This window comes from Halolactibacillus halophilus (assembly GCF_900115605.1).
GTDB classification, from domain to species: Bacteria; Bacillota; Bacilli; order Bacillales; family Amphibacillaceae; genus Halolactibacillus; species Halolactibacillus halophilus.
The window spans coordinates 28,171-44,406 of sequence record NZ_FOXC01000004.1 but is presented as its reverse complement, the minus strand read 5'-3'; the positions used below and the strand labels follow the sequence as shown (position 1 = coordinate 44,406).

16 protein-coding genes are annotated in these 16,236 nt (G+C 38.1%); 13 read left to right on the top strand and 3 right to left on the bottom strand.

Going from position 1 to position 16,236, the window contains the following annotated elements:
* Nucleotides 1-226: 226 nt before the first annotated feature.
* The 3 genes from BM098_RS02805 to pta all read left to right on the top strand — a co-directional run bounded on the left by BM098_RS02805 (nt 227) and on the right by pta (nt 3,272).
* Entirely contained in the window at nt 227-1,186 is a 960-nt protein-coding gene (locus BM098_RS02805; protein WP_089830186.1) for an acyltransferase family protein, read from the top strand.
* A 347-nt stretch (nt 1,187-1,533) separates the two neighbouring features.
* On the top strand, nt 1,534-1,857 hold the full coding sequence (locus tag BM098_RS02800; protein ID WP_089830184.1) for a DUF5327 family protein: 324 nt from the start codon (nt 1,534-1,536) through the stop codon (nt 1,855-1,857).
* A gap of 443 nt (nt 1,858-2,300) precedes the next feature.
* A complete protein-coding gene (gene pta / locus BM098_RS02795; protein ID WP_089830182.1) occupies nt 2,301-3,272 on the top strand; it encodes a phosphate acetyltransferase in 972 nt (323 codons plus the stop codon).
* Nucleotides 3,273-3,365: 93 nt separating this feature from the next.
* Here the strand turns inward: pta and BM098_RS02790 are convergent, their stop codons facing one another.
* The gene (locus BM098_RS02790) at nt 3,366-4,193 is read right to left on the bottom strand and encodes a lipoate--protein ligase family protein (RefSeq protein ID WP_089830180.1); all 828 of its coding nucleotides are present in this window, start codon (nt 4,191-4,193) and stop codon (nt 3,366-3,368) included.
* Nucleotides 4,194-4,436: 243 nt separating this feature from the next.
* On the opposite strand from BM098_RS02790, the gene BM098_RS02785 reads away from it, so the two are divergent.
* Nucleotides 4,437-5,756, top strand: coding sequence for an HD domain-containing protein (locus BM098_RS02785; protein ID WP_089830178.1), 1,320 nt, complete (start codon nt 4,437-4,439; stop codon nt 5,754-5,756).
* A gap of 98 nt (nt 5,757-5,854) precedes the next feature.
* Here BM098_RS02785 and BM098_RS02780 read toward each other — a convergent pair whose 3' ends face one another.
* Nucleotides 5,855-6,571, bottom strand: a complete 717-nt coding sequence (locus BM098_RS02780) for a GntR family transcriptional regulator (RefSeq protein ID WP_089830175.1) — start codon at nt 6,569-6,571, stop codon at nt 5,855-5,857.
* Between the two features lie 509 nt (nt 6,572-7,080).
* On the opposite strand from BM098_RS02780, the gene uxaC reads away from it, so the two are divergent.
* From uxaC to BM098_RS02755, 6 genes are all read left to right on the top strand, one after another.
* Nucleotides 7,081-8,481 (top strand): glucuronate isomerase, encoded by a 1,401-nt coding sequence (gene uxaC / locus BM098_RS02775; protein WP_089830174.1) that lies wholly within the window; start codon nt 7,081-7,083, stop codon nt 8,479-8,481.
* Between the two features lie 46 nt (nt 8,482-8,527).
* Entirely contained in the window at nt 8,528-9,577 is a 1,050-nt protein-coding gene (gene uxuA / locus BM098_RS02770; RefSeq protein WP_089830171.1) for a mannonate dehydratase, read from the top strand.
* Between the two features lie 36 nt (nt 9,578-9,613).
* Entirely contained in the window at nt 9,614-10,465 is an 852-nt protein-coding gene (locus BM098_RS02765; RefSeq protein WP_373863174.1) for an SDR family oxidoreductase, read from the top strand.
* Between the two features lie 37 nt (nt 10,466-10,502).
* Nucleotides 10,503-10,640 carry a hypothetical protein gene (locus BM098_RS13395; RefSeq protein WP_159430092.1) on the top strand — a complete coding sequence of 46 codons (138 nt, stop codon included), beginning with the start codon at nt 10,503-10,505 and terminating at the stop codon, nt 10,638-10,640.
* A gap of 265 nt (nt 10,641-10,905) precedes the next feature.
* Entirely contained in the window at nt 10,906-11,130 is a 225-nt protein-coding gene (gene relB, locus BM098_RS02760) for a type II toxin-antitoxin system RelB family antitoxin (protein ID WP_089830167.1), read from the top strand.
* A gap of 1 nt (nt 11,131) precedes the next feature.
* Nucleotides 11,132-11,398 (top strand): type II toxin-antitoxin system RelE family toxin, encoded by a 267-nt coding sequence (locus BM098_RS02755; RefSeq protein ID WP_089830165.1) that lies wholly within the window; start codon nt 11,132-11,134, stop codon nt 11,396-11,398.
* A gap of 218 nt (nt 11,399-11,616) precedes the next feature.
* Here BM098_RS02755 and BM098_RS13655 read toward each other — a convergent pair whose 3' ends face one another.
* Entirely contained in the window at nt 11,617-11,802 is a 186-nt protein-coding gene (locus BM098_RS13655; RefSeq protein ID WP_089830163.1) for a hypothetical protein, read from the bottom strand.
* Nucleotides 11,803-12,073: 271 nt separating this feature from the next.
* Between BM098_RS13655 and BM098_RS02745 the strand changes: the two genes are divergently transcribed.
* From BM098_RS02745 to speB, 3 genes are all read left to right on the top strand, one after another.
* Nucleotides 12,074-14,005 carry a fructose-1,6-bisphosphatase gene (locus BM098_RS02745; RefSeq protein ID WP_089830161.1) on the top strand — a complete coding sequence of 644 codons (1,932 nt, stop codon included), beginning with the start codon at nt 12,074-12,076 and terminating at the stop codon, nt 14,003-14,005.
* A gap of 326 nt (nt 14,006-14,331) precedes the next feature.
* Nucleotides 14,332-15,153 carry a spermidine synthase gene (gene speE, locus BM098_RS02740; protein WP_089830159.1) on the top strand — a complete coding sequence of 274 codons (822 nt, stop codon included), beginning with the start codon at nt 14,332-14,334 and terminating at the stop codon, nt 15,151-15,153.
* Nucleotides 15,154-15,167: 14 nt separating this feature from the next.
* Nucleotides 15,168-16,040, top strand: a complete 873-nt coding sequence (speB, locus tag BM098_RS02735) for an agmatinase (protein WP_089830157.1) — start codon at nt 15,168-15,170, stop codon at nt 16,038-16,040.
* Nucleotides 16,041-16,236: the final 196 nt, after the last annotated feature.

The window sequence follows — 16,236 nt, the reverse complement described above, 5'->3', positions numbered from 1 at the left end:
AGACTATTAAGTAAGGTAGTTTAATGCAATTTGATAACGAATATGACGAAGAAGTAATAAAACAAATTGAATGACGACAATGGTGTTACAGTTGACTAACAATCCTTCTAAGGTCATTTAATGATCTCTAAACAGGTATTATAATATAGGTAATGTGAAAGTACAGTTACCAAATGTCTTATCTGAACGAATAATGACACTAATTTGTTAATTAAGGGTGAAACCAATGAAACGTGACTACTTTTTTGATAATGCAAGAGTGTTACTCATTTTCCTCGTTGTCTTCGGACATGTCATCCAACCATCAACAGGTGATTCACAGCTGGTGATGGCGTTATATCAAACCATTTATCTTTTTCATATGCCCGCAATGATATTTGTGAGTGGTTTTTTTGCGAAAGGGAAATGGAATCTGATCTACCTCAAAAATCTAATAAAAAAATTAGTTGTTCCTTATGTCCTATTTCAACTGCTATATAATGTTATGAATTATTTTGAAGGTGAATCTGTCAAAATGATGTTGGAACCTAACTGGTCACTGTGGTTTTTGTTGAGTCTTTTCAGTTGGCATCTTTTATTAGCGTTATTTAAACGATTGCCAACAACGTTAGGGTTATTACTTGCTGTTGGCATTGGATTAGGTGTTGGTTATTTTGATATGATTGGCCATGAGTATAGTTTGTCGCGTACTTTTGTCTTCTTCCCATTTTTCTTACTTGGGTATCATGTCAACAAACAATGGCTCTTTTATTTACTTGACAGAACACATGCCAAACTCGCAGGTATACTGATTGTTAGTATTGTTGGGATCCATTTGTTTCTTGATTATCCCGTTAAGCTTTTGTTTGGTTCAGCCTCTTACGAGGCGATGGGTTCACCTGTAATGGGTGTTGTTTCCCGCGGTTTTATTTATTTAGGGGCCATTCTGTTAAGTTTGCTTTTCCTGGCAATTGTGCCTAAACAAGCAGTGACGTATTCAAAAATGGGCCAAAAAACATTGTATGTTTATTTACTACACGGCTTATTCATTCAAATAATGCGGCATTTAAACCTCTTTCAAATAGAAGGGTTAATGACATTTATAGGCGCGATTGTTATAAGTGGTGGTCTGGTTCTTTTATTATCCAGTCGAGTTGTGACAATTTTATTCAAACCTTTGCTTGAATTTAAGGCAGTGAAACAATGATAGTTATTCGGAATACGCTACTGATATTTTGATAAGCGAACTTAAGTCTTTTTGAAGCCAGACTAATAATGTGGAGCCGTTATCAAGGGCTTTTAAAAAACATGCTATAAGTATGGCTTTTTGTAATTAACAGGGAGCCATATTTATAAGTTCCATTGACCGCGCTCATGATTATAATCATGAGCGTGGTCTTACTTGTTTTATGACTGATTTTACAGTGACTGTAGCTCATTTCATCTTTTAAGTAGTCAAAGAATAATTTCTGTCTTTAGGAACCCGTTTGATTTTTAAAGTTTGTGTTAGAATAGCATTATCTAAACAGAAATAAACGTATAAGGGTGAAGCAAATGATTAATACAGACGATGTGATTCGTAAAATTATCACGCAAGCACAATCAGCATTAAACGAAACAAACGAAAAGAAAAAAGTAGCCTATCTTTACTCGATTCAGACGCTAGCTGAACTGGCCAGTGATGGTGATAGTGGAACTACTCAAGTAAATAGTCAGCCACAACCAAATCAAACCCCAAATGTAACGAACGCACAAGCAGAAGCGCTAGAATTACAGATGATGATGGGGGATACGTATCAGCCGAACCCCTCTTCTTCGGTTAAAACGAATGAAGATGATCAATTTGAGCAAGGTAGTGGGTCGTTACTTGATTTTTAAGTCAGCCGCTGAATGGTTTGATGATTTCATCGCACAAAGTCAAAAATAATAAAAAAGCCTACCAAACAACGCAACGTAGCGGAAGTTTTCCGAGTGTTGTTGCTGTATTGGTAGGCTTCTTTTCATTTTGCATAAAAAACAGGGTGAGTTAAAGACACTATTAATAGCTAACGAACCGGTTACTCGTCATTAAGCTTTAATAAGTGGCGGATTTTTCTCGTGTGCTAACATTCAGCTATAGGTTTTAAAAAACATATTAAACGAACTTGAAAAATGAGTAGGAGATTCCCTAAAAACGACTGGATATACTAGTGATTTTAGACGTAATTGTGAACAATCTTTTACGTAAATAAAAAGAATTTCAAGAAATAAGCCGAAACACTTTAAAATATAACAAAAATGGCGTAATATATATAACAGAATAATAGTTGGAGGGAATACACATGAGCAACTTATTTGATACATTGCAAGATCAATTGGCAGGTGGTGCTAAGAAAATCGTCTTTCCTGAAGGTTCTGACGACCGAATCTTAGAAGCAGCGAGTAAATTAGCAGCTGAAGGAATTATCACACCTGTATTAGTAGGTAAACGTGAAGAACTAGAACAGAAAGCGGCAGATTTAAACTCAACATTAAACAATGTTGAAGTGGTAAATCCGGAAGATTACGCTGATTTTGATGCGATGGTCGACAGCTTTGTGGAACGTCGTAAAGGCAAAGCAACAGTTGAACAAGCACGTGAAATGTTAAAAGATGAAAATTACTTCGGCACGATGCTCGTTTATATGGGAAAAGCAGACGGCTTAGTTAGTGGAGCTGCTCACTCAACAGCGGATACCGTACGTCCAGCGTTACAAATCATTAAAACAAAACCAGGTATTAAGAAAACATCAGGTGTGTTTGTGATGGTACGTGAAGAAGAAAAGTATGTATTTGCTGACTGCGCGATTAATATTGCGCCAAACAGCCAAGACTTAGCAGAAATTGCAATCGCTTCAGCTGAAACAGCGGGACTATTTGATATTGACCCACGTGTGGCAATGTTAAGTTTCTCAACTAAAGGTTCAGCTAAATCAGAAGAAACCGAAAAAGTATCAGAAGCGGTTAAAATTGCGAAAGGCTTAGCGCCTGACCTTGTCCTAGACGGGGAATTCCAATTTGATGCGGCGTTTGTACCAAGTGTTGCTCAGAAAAAAGCACCGGATTCTGACATCCAAGGTGATGCAAACGTATTTGTATTCCCTAGCTTAGAAGCGGGTAACATTGGCTATAAGATTGCTCAACGTCTTGGTAATTACGATGCGGTTGGTCCAATCTTGCAAGGGTTAAATGCACCAGTAAATGATTTATCACGTGGTTGTAATGCTGATGACGTGTATAAGTTAGCAATTATTACGGCAGCTCAAGCATTATAAATGATACAAGAAGTAAAGCTGGCTACTTTGCTTCTCATTTGATGAATTTCTCCTGAAAGTTCAATATAATAACACAAAGAAAAAGCACTGAGACTAAAATAAGGGTCCCAGTGCTTTTTTGTTGCGGTCAATCATTTGTTGTTCGCGCTTATCAAAAATTTGTTGTTCTTCCTTGGTGAGGGGTGTGTCACTGATTGTGAAATGTTCACTGAGCACAGTTTTAATCCGGTCGACCAATTGGTCGGTGTCGAGCGGCTCACCTACGATTGTTGTCAATGATTCCATCGTGTTAGGGTCAACGTCAGGATACGTAATACGGGTCGTTTCTCCTTGTTTTGCGTGCTGGTAAAACTGTTGAATCAATGTGGCTCGCTGCCCGTGATCGGCAGAAAGAGCTAAATAAATTTGAACACTGAGGCCACTTTTTACCCGGCGTTGTGAAATACCGGCAAATTTTTTACCACCAATGCTTAAATCATAGTCACCCGGACAATAAGAACCGACAACTTCAAAAGCTTCAATATTGTCTGTCCACGGCTTAAGTACTTCCTTTATAAAGGCGACCATTTTTTCGTAACCTTCATTGATTGACGTTGTCTTTGCTTCGGGTAAAATCAACGACAAGCTTAAAACACCGTTGTCAGCGATAACTGCTAAGCCTCCGGAATTTCTAACGACAACATTGTAGCTATTGTCATTTAAAAAGGTTACCCCGTCAGTTAGAAAGGGCAGCTTTGTATCGGCAATCCCTAAAATAACATAGGGGTGATGGCGCCATAACCGGATCACTGGTTGTGAGTGATCAATTGTTTCAATGAGCGCATCATCAACCGCAAAAGATTGATACGGTTTTAGTTCACTGTGGGTATCATCAAGAAACCGCACAGTTTCAGATGGGAAAATCGTTGTCCAATGTTTCATTTTATCACCTCTAAATTCGTCTGTTTCATTATACAAAAAACTAACAAAATAAGCGACCGGTTCGCTTTGTTTTCGCCTAAAAGGATAGGGGTATGCTATAATTAAGGAATATATCCCATTGAATTTAAAATGTGCTTCATAAAATTTGCAAAAGAAGACGGGTATAATAGAAGGACAAATAAAAGATTTAGCGTACAGGCAAAATGATTAGATATAAAGAGCTTAAAAAAGGAGGCAATAAAGATGAGCTATCGCTGTGAACAACTACCGGAAGAAAAAGTGTTCAAGGACCCAGTCCACCGCTATATCCATGTCAGGTATCAAGTGATATGGGATTTGATCGGAACAAAAGAGTTTCAACGCCTGCGCCGAATTAAACAACTTGGCACGAGTTACTTAACGTTTCATGGTGCGGAACATTCTCGGTTTAACCATTCGCTTGGTGTGTATGAGCTTGTCCGGCGAATCACGGAGAACTTTACTGGAAGAGAGGCGTGGAGTGAAGATCAGCGCTTATTAGCGCTGACAGCTAGCTTATTGCATGATTTAGGTCACGGACCGTTTTCACATTCGTTTGAAAAGGTGTTTGATTTAGATCATGAAGCTTTCACAAAAGCGATTATTTTAGGCGACACCCAAGTGAATGCGGTATTAAGAAAGGTGTCAGATACTTTCCCAGAAGAAGTGGCCGCTGTGATTAATAAAACCCATGACGATCAATTGGTTGTGAGCTTAATCTCAAGCCAAATTGATGCTGACCGGATGGATTATCTGTTGCGTGATGCGTATTTCACCGGTGTGAGTTACGGTCAATTCGACTTAGAACGTCTACTGCGTGTGATGCGACCAAAAAAAGAACAAGTTGTGGTTAAACAAACCGGCATGCACGCAGTTGAAGATTATATCTTAAGTCGTTACCAAATGCATTGGCAAGTGTATTTCCACCCGGTTAGCCGGTCGGCTGAAGTGATTTTATCGCGTATTTTTCACCGGGTAAAAGAACTGTATCAAGCGGGGTATCACTTTAAACAAACACCGGATCATTTCTTATACTTGTTTAAAAACGAGGTATCCTTAACGGATTATATTCGTTTAGATGAGACGATTGTTATGTATTACTTCCAGCAATGGATGGAAGAAACAGATGAAGTGTTAAGTGATTTATGTGACCGGTTTGTCAATCGTCGCTTATTTAAATTTGTATCTCACCACACGGACTTTGAGGCGGAAGATTGGCAAGCGTTGCGTGATGCCTTTCAAGCTGTTGGACTCGATCCAACCTATTATTTAGTCGAAGACTCAACGTCCGATTTACCCTATGATTTCTATCGCCCCGGCGAGATGAATGACCGGGTGCCAATTTACTTGTTGACTCCAGATGATGAACTGATCGAGCTGTCCCAGCTGTCGACGATTGTCGATGCAATTACAGGCAAAACCCGGTCAGATCATAAACTGTTTTATCCGAGAGATCTGATTGAAGCGCTACCTGAGTCTAAAGAGAAAAAACAAATTTGCTCAATTCTTAAAATGGAAGAACGTACAGGGGAAAATATTATTTAACTTAGAATAGTAAAATGAAAAAATAGCACCAAGTGAAGCGTCAATGCTTCGCTTGGTGCTATTTAAAATCAAGCGATAAACGAGTCAACGGGTTATTTTTACAAATAGTCAGGCGACTTATAAGCGTTATCAAAGTAATGATTAAACTCGCTGTCATCTTGATATAATTTATACCATTGTTTTGTCGGTGCTAAAATGTGCTCATCAATCATTGGGTTGACGAGACTAAGCGCTTTTGTATCAATAATCTCGACAATCCGTTTATGTTGTTTTAACGCATTTTCAAAACTAAATTCAATCTCTGATAATAATCGAATTCGGTTATAGTGGGTACTCAAACGAGTAATAGCTCCCCAAACGTGCTCCTTTTGTGCCCCTTTAAAAATAAGGTAGTGGAACGCTTTGTCTAATTCATGAAATTGTTGTTCAGTGCCTTGTTGTTTAAATAACTGTTCTTGGCGCATCAAACTAATTTTTAGCTCGGTTAAAATATCGTCTGGAAAGTCCTCACAAGCAAGCTTTAATAACTCACGCTCCAGTGTCGCCCGGGTAAAGACGGCCTCTTCAACGAGTTGTGGTTGAATCTTAGTCACGTAGGTGCCGACTTGAGGTGTCACTTCAACAAGATATTCTTCTTTAAGTCTAGCAATCACTTCCCGAATCGGAGTACGGGAAATACCTAGTTGTTCGGCAATGTCAATTTCACTGATTGGTTGGCCAGGTTCTAGCTCTAATGTCATAATGGCGCGTTTTACCGTACGATAAGCGAAATCACGGTTATTTTCGCTAGTATAACGTTTTAAGATAGTCATCATAATGGTTTCCCTCTTTCAATTTAGGTAGTATACAAATAGATGGTTTTTTATGGATTTTACAGTAATACTAGTATTCTACAATAATATGCGGGACATATCAACTCGATCCTATTTTTTGAATATAGGTTACAAAAGCTAAAAAAGAAATCAGCGTTTCAAGGTAAAGTGAGTAAAATCTATTGAAAACGTTTTACGTGTATGCTAGTATACAAGTGTAATAAGAGTTAAATAGCATGTAAATATAGCCAAATGAAAAGGGGTCAGCTGATGACGCATTTTCAATGCTTGATACTGAATGCGTGATTGAACACCCCTTCGTTTTAGGTGTTGATGCTATGCTTGTCAGAAGACGATGCAACATATCATTAGCTCGCATTTTAATAAGGATATTGTGATAGTTTGTAAGAGATATAGTATCCTTTAACTGAAGTAAAACAATAAAAATAGAGAATATTAACAATTAAATATGAGTAATTAATGCGTTAGTCATATAAGAAAGGATGTAACAGATGGTATTTATCCATAATGACTTTATGTTGAAAAATGAGGCGGCAAAACATTTATATCATAACTTTGCAAAAGATTTACCAATTATCGATTATCACTGTCACTTATCCCCAGAAGAGATTGCGACAGATAAACAATTTAAGAATATAACCGAGTTATGGCTCGCAGGTGATCACTATAAATGGCGTGCTTTACGTGCAAGTGGTATCGACGAATATTATATTACTGGTGACGCATCCGATAAAGATAAGTTTTTAAAATGGGCAGAGGTTGTACCTCAAACATTAGGTAATCCTCTTTACCACTGGACACATTTAGAGCTTAAGAAATATTTTGGCATAGAAGATTTACTTGGACCTGAGACCGCGGAAATGATTTGGGAAAAAGCGAATACGTTACTTAGTCAATCGGACTATAGCACAAAAAACTTAATCAAACGTTCGAATGTGATTTTAATCAACACAACCGACGATCCGACCGATGATCTTAAGTATCATAAACAACTTCAAACAGACGGCTTTGACGTAACGGTGCTACCAACCTTCCGTCCAGATAAAGGGGTAGAAATTAATAAACCTACCTTTCTTCCGTTTGTTGAATTGCTTGAAGAAGTAACCAATAAAACAATCAGTGACTACGACACCTTTATCACAGCGTTACTTGAACGTGTGGCATACTTTCATGACATAGGTGGTCGTTTAGCTGACCACGGACTAGGAGAAGTACCTTACGCGGAATATACCGAAGAAGCAGTCGATGTGGTATTTAAAAAAGCATTAGCGAATGAAGAAGTTTCTTCATTTGAAGAAGAACAATTTAAAACGGCGGTGATTAACCGACTAGCTCAAGCCTACACTGCACGTGGTTGGGTGATGCAAATTCATTTTGGGGCAATCCGTAACAACAATACAAAAATGTATGACAAACTCGGACCAGATAGTGGCTTTGATTCGATTAATGACCAAGCGAATATCGCCGCTAAATTAAATGGCTTATTAAATAGTTGTGAAGTCACAGGGCATTTACCGAAAACCATTCTATACAATTTAAATCCAATATATAACGACATCGTTGGGACGACGATGCAAAACTTCCAAACAGAAGCCGGCATTAAAGGTAAGATTCAATTTGGTTCGGGCTGGTGGTTTAACGATACGAGATACGGCATGGAACGCCAATTGAAATCACTAAGTGAAGCAGGGCTGTTGATGCACTTTGTCGGAATGTTGACCGATTCACGTAGTTTCATCTCGTATAGTCGGCACGAGTATTTCCGTCGCATTCTCTGTAATCTAGTCGGCGAATGGATAGAAGCTGGAGAAGTACCAAATGATGATACACTTGTTCAACCATTAATTGAAAATATTTGTTACTACAATGCGAAACGGTATTTTAATTTATAAACGAAGTGAAAGACACTTATCTTATAAAACAAAGGGGTAAATAACTATGGAAATGACATTTCGTTGGTACGGTAAAGAAGATCCAGTCACATTAGAAAAGATACGCCAAATTCCTGGTATGAAAGGGATTGTGTCAGCTATTTATGATATTCCAGTTGGGGAAGCATGGCCACTAGATAAAATCAAAGAATTAAAAGCAGAAATCGCAAAGCACAGCTTAGAATTATCGGTGATTGAAAGCGTACCGGTGCACGAAGATATTAAAATTGGTTTAGCTACGCGTGATAAGTATATCGAAAACTATAAAACAACCATTAAAAACTTAGGTGAAGCAGGTATTCCGGTTATTTGCTATAATTTTATGCCCATCTTTGACTGGACACGCTCATCACTTGATTATGAATTAGCAGACGGTTCAACAGCACTAATCTTTGAAGAGGATGTTGTGGATAAGATGGATCCTTTAACAGGTGAATTATCATTACCAGGATGGGATTCAAGCTATGAAAAAGCAGAACTCCAAACGCTGTTTGATCACTATAAAAAAGTAGACCATGAAAAATTATGGTCAAATCTTGAATACTTTATAAAAGCCATTATGCCAGTAGCTGAAGCAAGTGGTGTGAAGATGGCCATTCACCCAGATGATCCGCCATTTGATATCTTCGGCTTACCACGTATTATTACAAATAAGCTGAATTTAGAACGTTTTATTAAGCTATACGATTCACCTAATAATGGATTGACGATGTGTAGTGGTTCGCTTGGTGCAGTGCCGGAGAATGATTTTCCGGAAATGTTGCGCTACTTCGGTAAGAAAAATCGTGTAAACTTCATTCATGCGCGCAACGTAAAATTATCAGGCACCCGTTCATTCCAAGAATCACCACACCTTTCAGAAACCGGTTCAATTGATATGTATGAAGTCATTCGTGCCATGAAAGATTTTAATTATACTGGACCGATTCGTCCAGATCACGGTCGGATGATTTGGGGTGAAACAGGTAAACCAGGCTACGGCTTACATGACCGTGCACTAGGTGCAACTTACTTGAATGGTCTGTGGGAAGCAGAAAACAAGCGCAGAAAATATTAATACTGTGTACATGTATCAACAAGGGAGGAAATGAAGATGAAAGAACACAAATTTGATTTATCTGGTAAAGTCGCAGCAGTAACTGGCGGTGCTGGAGTCCTCGGCAGCTATTTCTGTAAAGCATTAGCTGAAGCGGGTGCTAGCGTTGTCGTCATGGATTTACAAAAAGATGCAGCCAACAATATTGCTGAAGAAATTGTCACAGAAGGTGGTAAAGCGATTGGGGTAGCGGCTAACGTACTTGACGTTGAGTCACTTAAAGCAGCGAAAGTAAAGGTTGACGAGGTTTACGGCGGGGTTGATATTCTTCTAAACGGTGCCGGAGGAAACAATCCAAAAGGGACATCAGACGATGAGTTCTATGATTCAGAAGCAGCAAAAGCGAATCCAGACCTTAAAACCTTCTTTGATTTAGATCCAAAAGGCATTGGCTTTGTGATGGATTTAAACTACTTAGGTACATTACTCCCATCACAAGTATTCGGTAAAGATATGGCTGAGCGTAAAGATGCAACAATTATTAACGTCTCATCAATGAACGCTTTCACACCACTGACTAAAATTCCAGCTTACTCTGGTGGTAAAGCAGCAGTTAGCAACTTTACTGAGTGGTTAGCAACCTATATGTCAAAAGCAGGCGTACGCGTTAATGCGATTGCTCCAGGTTTCTTAGTTACTAAACAAAATGAAAAATTATTACTCAATGAAGATGGTTCATATACAGCTCGTTCACAAAAAATCCTTAATGCAACACCGATGGAGCGCTTTGGTAACCCTGAAGAACTTGTTGGTGCGGTGCTATTTTTAGCCGATGCGAAATATTCAAGCTTTGTCTCAGGTGTTGTTTTACCAATTGACGGTGGGTTCCACGCATACTCAGGTGTGTAAAGCTTAGTGGGATTAATCACTCGGGGAGAGACCAATCATGGAAAAAAGAGTACACCGATTATGGGACGAAAATAAATATGATAAGAAACAACCGTCGCAAGTATTTGATATCAGTGATGTGTACGTTTTCACAAGTCCCTCGATCGACGTATTACTACGTCACAACCAAACGTGATAATCGAGATAAAGCTAGCACGCTGCATTTAAAACGCAAAAAAAAGAGCGGTTCGCCACATCATAAAGTGACGCACGTGCTAGTGGATAGGTTACACTAAACTGTCTAGTTTAGTGTAACCTATCCAAGTAATTTAACTGTGACAAAATGTTATATAAGGTTTCAACAAGAGGATATCAATGACCTTTATAGCAGTTTAAATTTATAGGGGATTTCTTTATTTTTGTAACACAATGTGCTACAATCTAACTAAGGAGTGATCAAAATGACGACAATTACTGTTCGATTGAATGATGAAGAACAAAAATCTTTTAATGAGTATGCAAAATTACATGATCTGCCTTTATCTACTTTATTAAAAAAAACCTTAGAAGAAAAAATGGAAGATGAAATGGATCTCAAACGTATTAAGGAATATGAAGCAGATCTTGAAGATGGAACTAGCGAAAGTTACGACCATGATACTGTGATGAAAATGTTGGATCTATAAGATGAAATATGACCTCGTTTATGAAAAAAAGGCTGTAAAAAGTTTAAAAAAATTAGATAAAGGGCAACAGCGTATGATTGCGGCTTGGATCGAAAAAAACTTAGTGCAGACAGATGATCCTAAAAGACATGGCAAAGCACTAAAGGGCGAATTGAAAGATTATTGGCGCTATCGTGTTGGAAATTACCGTTTATTAGCGGATATTAATGACGAAGAAATCAAGATTATTATTATCCATATTGGTCACCGAAGAGAAATTTATCGATGAAAATCATTCTTATCATTTTCAAATGGCAAGAATGATTTTTTAATTCTCTCTTTTAGCAGTTAGACAGAAGTTAGTTAGGATAGGGCTTATGAAAATTTTAAATGGTTCAAAGAATAAGGCGCAGCTCCAAAAGTGAGCGGCGCCTTGATTTAATCGTCTTTGTGCTCTTTTTTGAGTTTGTCATAATTAGCATTAAGACAAACGGGTATTTTGTAATATCATATATTTTTTCGGAAAATCGTAAAATTATAATATTGTCGATCATAAGCTTCTAAAGTCGATTTGATATCATCTTCTTCTAATAGATTAGAATGCTCTATTTCACTTAATTCATCAAATGTTTTATACATATCTTCTCGAACTTCACTTTTTGAAATATTACACTTTACTGCGTATATTGCCATACACATTAAATGAAAATAACGGTGTCCACCTTTAACCTTATAACTTTGCCCTAACTGCCAATCATAAAGATCTCTCTTTATCTACTTGAACAACAAATAGATTAAGACACTTGTTACAGTTAAGAGACTTTTTGTTTTAATTTTTAGAAAAATCATAAATCAACTAGCCATAATGGTAAATAGCCGGTAAAATAGAAGGTAATATTTAACGAAACATAAAGAAATAAACAAGGGGGGAAACACGCGGATAGTTTTATAAAGGGGGAAAACAATGGAACGGAAGTATTTAGAATTACTCGCAGAAAAGTATGACACCGAAGAAAAAGTGGCAACGGAGATTATTAATTTAGAAGCAATTTTAAATTTACCTAAAGGAACTGAGCACTTTGTCAGTGATTTGCACGGAGAGTTTCAAGCGTTTAGTCACGTCCTTCGTAACGGATCAGGGAAAGTGAAGGATAAGATCGAAGAATTGTTCAAAGATCAATTATCGAAAGAAGCGATGAATGATTTAGCAGCGTTTGTCTATTATCCGGAACAAAAGCTAAAGATGATGAAACAACAATTTGATGACCAACAAGAGTTGTATCAGTGGTATGAGGATGTGATTGAGAAGTTAATCAGTCTTACCTCGTATACATCGAGTAAATACACCCGTTCAAAACTGAGAAAAGCTTTACCAAAAGCGTTTATCTATATTATTGAAGAACTATTGTACAAGGTCGATTTACTTGAGAATAAGAAGGAGTATTATCGAAAGATTATCCAACAGATTATTTCACTTAATCAAGCCGATAAATTGATTGTTGGCTTATGTTACACCATTCAACAACTTGTCGTTGATCATCTCCACGTCGTCGGAGACATTTATGACCGAGGACCAAAACCGGATAAGATTATGGAAACATTAATTGATCACCATTCGGTTGATGTGCAGTGGGGCAATCATGATGTGTTATGGCTTGGTGCTTATAGTGGATCGAAAGTGAACCTGGCTAATATTATTCGAATTTGTGCCCGCTACAATAATTTAGATATTATCGAAGACCGGTACGGCATTAACTTACGCCCCCTACAGATGTTAGCGAATCGCTATTTCGATGATCATCCAGCCTTTCGACCAAAATTGCAGCCGGGAGAAGAATTAACGGATGATGAAATTTTAGAAATAACGAAGATGCACCAAGCGATTACTATGATTCAGTTCAAATTGGAGCTGCCGATTATTAAACGCCGGCCATCATTTAATCTTGAACATCGACGGGTGCTAGAGTTTATTGATTATGAGAAGGAGACGATTGAATTAGATGGTAAGACGTATCCTTTAAAATCACCCTGCTTCCAGACGGTGGACCCAGAGAACCCAAGTGCTTTACTTGAAGAAGAAGAACGAGTGATTAATCAACTATTATTTAATGTACAACACTCAGAAAAGCTCACGCGTCATATGGAATTCCTAATGAAAAAAGGTAACTTTTATTTGCGTTACAATGGGAATTTACTCATTCATGGCTGTATTCCTCTTAATGATGATGGTCGTTTCGCTTCATTTGAGATTGAAGGGAAGACTTATAGGGGGAAAGCATTACTTGATCAATTCGAATCGTTACTACGTGACAGTTATCAGAATAAACACATCACTGATGACCTTGCTACTGATATGGCGTGGTATATGTGGACCGGTGAACATTCATCGCTGTTTGGTAAAAAGGAGATGACAACGTTTGAGCGCTACTTTATCGAAGATAAAGCAACCCATAAGGAACGTAAAAATGCTTATTATTATTTAAGAGAAGATGAACAAGTAGTAAGGAATATCTTAGCGGCCTTTGGACTTGATCCGGAGACGGGACACATTATTAATGGCCATACTCCGGTGAAAGAAATTGAAGGAGAGAATCCAATTAAAGCGAATGGAAAAATGATCGTAATTGACGGCGGCTTTTCTAAGGCGTATCAAAAGACGACTGGGATTGCTGGGTATACGCTTGTTTATAATTCATACGGCATTGAACTCGTTGCCCATCACTACTTCCATTCAAAACAAGACGTCATTAAAAACGGGACTGATGTGCTATCGAAAAAGCGATTGGTCGATAAAGAATTACGTCGTAAAAAAGTCCGTGAGACAAATATTGGTGAGAAATTGATTCAAGAGATTGAGTACTTAAAGAAGCTTTTAGATGGTAAATATGTTAGGTAGAAAAAAGCCGCACACTGCTATTGTTGTGCGGCTTTTTTTGTTGGTTTATCTTGCTAATATTTTAACAGTTTCATATGTTAGGGTGCTTAATAGTTATAATTTTTAAAAATACATGATTGCTAGTAGCAAGCATATAAGTTAGTAGTTGTAGAAAGTATTTAAATACGTGAGAAAAAAACACTTGCTTTTTCCGAAAAAAACTCTAAAATTATCTTGTTTCCCTGTATTTATGATAACCTAAAAGTGATTGATTAAGAATAGCAGTAAGAATACAACAATAAATAATGAGAGCCTACGTGCTTAAATGACAAAAGGAGTCGATATACATGAGTTTATGGTTTACCGAAAAACAAACCGATGCATTTGGCATTACAATGAAAGTCAAACAAACATTAGAAACAAAACAAACGGATTTTCAAAAGTTAGATATGGTTGAAACAGAAGAATGGGGCAACATGTTGCTGCTTGACGACATGGTGATGACGTCTGAGCGTGATGAATTTGTTTATCATGAAATGATTAGTCATGTACCACTTTTTACTCACCCTAATCCAAAACACGTCTTAGTCGTTGGTGGGGGTGATGGTGGGGTTATTCGTGAAGTATTAAAGCACCCATCGGTTGAAAAAGCCGTACTCGCTGAAATTGATGGCGATGTGATTGAATCTTCAAAGAAATTTCTTCCGTCAATTGCCGGGATGTTAGAAGATCCGCGCGTGGAAGTGAAAGTAGGCGATGGCTTTATGCATATCGCAAAGAGTGAGAATATGTATGATGTGATCTTAGTTGATTCAACTGAACCTGTCGGTCCAGCGGTTAACTTATTTACGAAAGGTTTTTATGCCGGCATTAGTAAAGCATTAAAAGAAGATGGTATTTTTGTCGCACAATCTGATAACCCTTGGTTTAAAGCCGATTTGATTCAAACCGTGCACCGTGATGTAAAAGAAATCTTCCCGATCACAAAACTCTATACCGCCAACATTCCAACATATCCAAGTGGCTTATGGACCTTTACTTTAGGGAGTAAAACATATAACCCATTAGAGAACCAGCGTACAGCTGCGATTGATACAAAGTATTATACAAAAGATCTTCACGTGGCAAGCTTTGTCTTACCGAAGTTTGTTGAAGACTTAACGAAATAATAGAGGTGAAAGCGATGCGATTTGATGAAGCTTATTCTGGCAAAGTGTTTATTGCTAGTCAAAATGATTATGATAAAGCAGACGTTGTCTTATACGGCATGCCGATGGACTGGACGGTCAGCTTTAGACCAGGCTCACGGTTTGGACCAAACCGAATTCGTGAAGTCTCGATTGGCTTAGAAGAATACAGCCCGTACTTAGACCGAGAGCTAACCGACATTAACGTCTTTGATGCCGGGGATATCCCGCTACCGTTCGGTAATCCGGAAAAAAGCCTCAAGTTGATCAAGGATTATGTATCCACATTGACAAAAGATAGGAAATTACCTTTTGGTTTAGGCGGCGAACATTTAGTCACACTTCCTGTCGTTGAAGCAATTTACGACAAGACCAAAGACCTTACCTTGATTCATATTGATGCACATACTGACTTGCGTGATGATTATGAAGGTGAAGTGTACTCACACTCAACGCCAGTAAAGAAGATTTGTGAATTGATTGGACCAGAGAATGTGTACTCTTTCGGCATTCGTTCCGGTATGAAAGAAGAATTTATTTATGCCAAGACGAGTGGGATGCATCTTTATAAGTACCATGTCATTGAACCACTTAAACAAGTCCTGCCAACCCTCAGTGGTAAAAACGTGTATGTGACGATTGACATTGACGTACTCGACCCAGCCAGTGCCCCGGGGACAGGGACACAAGAAGTCGGTGGGATTACGTCGAATGAATTACTCGCGGCGATTCATGCGATTGCAGGGAGTAAGGTCAATGTTGTCGGTTGTGATTTAGTTGAGGTGTCACCGCCGTATGATAATAGCGACCAAACCGCGATTGCGGCAAGTAAGTTTGTGAGAGAAATGTTGCTTGGGTTTACCAAGTAACAAGACAATTTAAAGGTGTGAACGACATCATGCTCCCCGAGCGGTTTATAACTATGTTCCTAACATTATGCTTAAAAATAATGTTAGGAGCATTTTTTTAAGCTAAATAAGTTGATTAAAGAAACGAGAAAAGCGGAAAGTTTTAATTTTTACTTGAGTTTATCGCCAACTCTTTTTATACTTAGGGTTATTGATT

Excerpts from the sequence above, each read along its gene's own strand:
- speE (WP_089830159.1), top strand. The coding sequence starts at position 14,332 with ATGAGTTTATGGTTTACCGAAAAACAAACCGATGCATTTGGCATTACA.
- BM098_RS02780 (WP_089830175.1), bottom strand. The coding sequence starts at position 6,571 with ATGATGACTATCTTAAAACGTTATACTAGCGAAAATAACCGTGATTTC.
- BM098_RS02755 (WP_089830165.1), top strand. The coding sequence starts at position 11,132 with ATGAAATATGACCTCGTTTATGAAAAAAAGGCTGTAAAAAGTTTAAAA.
- uxaC (WP_089830174.1), top strand. The coding sequence starts at position 7,081 with ATGGTATTTATCCATAATGACTTTATGTTGAAAAATGAGGCGGCAAAA.
- relB (WP_089830167.1), top strand. The coding sequence starts at position 10,906 with ATGACGACAATTACTGTTCGATTGAATGATGAAGAACAAAAATCTTTT.
- BM098_RS02785 (WP_089830178.1), top strand. The coding sequence starts at position 4,437 with ATGAGCTATCGCTGTGAACAACTACCGGAAGAAAAAGTGTTCAAGGAC.
- BM098_RS02800 (WP_089830184.1), top strand. The coding sequence starts at position 1,534 with ATGATTAATACAGACGATGTGATTCGTAAAATTATCACGCAAGCACAA.
- BM098_RS02805 (WP_089830186.1), top strand. The coding sequence starts at position 227 with ATGAAACGTGACTACTTTTTTGATAATGCAAGAGTGTTACTCATTTTC.
- BM098_RS02765 (WP_373863174.1), top strand. The coding sequence starts at position 9,614 with ATGAAAGAACACAAATTTGATTTATCTGGTAAAGTCGCAGCAGTAACT.
- pta (WP_089830182.1), top strand. The coding sequence starts at position 2,301 with ATGAGCAACTTATTTGATACATTGCAAGATCAATTGGCAGGTGGTGCT.
- BM098_RS13655 (WP_089830163.1), bottom strand. The coding sequence starts at position 11,802 with ATGGCAATATACGCAGTAAAGTGTAATATTTCAAAAAGTGAAGTTCGA.
- uxuA (WP_089830171.1), top strand. The coding sequence starts at position 8,528 with ATGGAAATGACATTTCGTTGGTACGGTAAAGAAGATCCAGTCACATTA.
- BM098_RS02790 (WP_089830180.1), bottom strand. The coding sequence starts at position 4,193 with ATGAAACATTGGACAACGATTTTCCCATCTGAAACTGTGCGGTTTCTT.
- BM098_RS02745 (WP_089830161.1), top strand. The coding sequence starts at position 12,074 with ATGGAACGGAAGTATTTAGAATTACTCGCAGAAAAGTATGACACCGAA.
- BM098_RS13395 (WP_159430092.1), top strand. The coding sequence starts at position 10,503 with ATGGAAAAAAGAGTACACCGATTATGGGACGAAAATAAATATGATAAG.
- speB (WP_089830157.1), top strand. The coding sequence starts at position 15,168 with ATGCGATTTGATGAAGCTTATTCTGGCAAAGTGTTTATTGCTAGTCAA.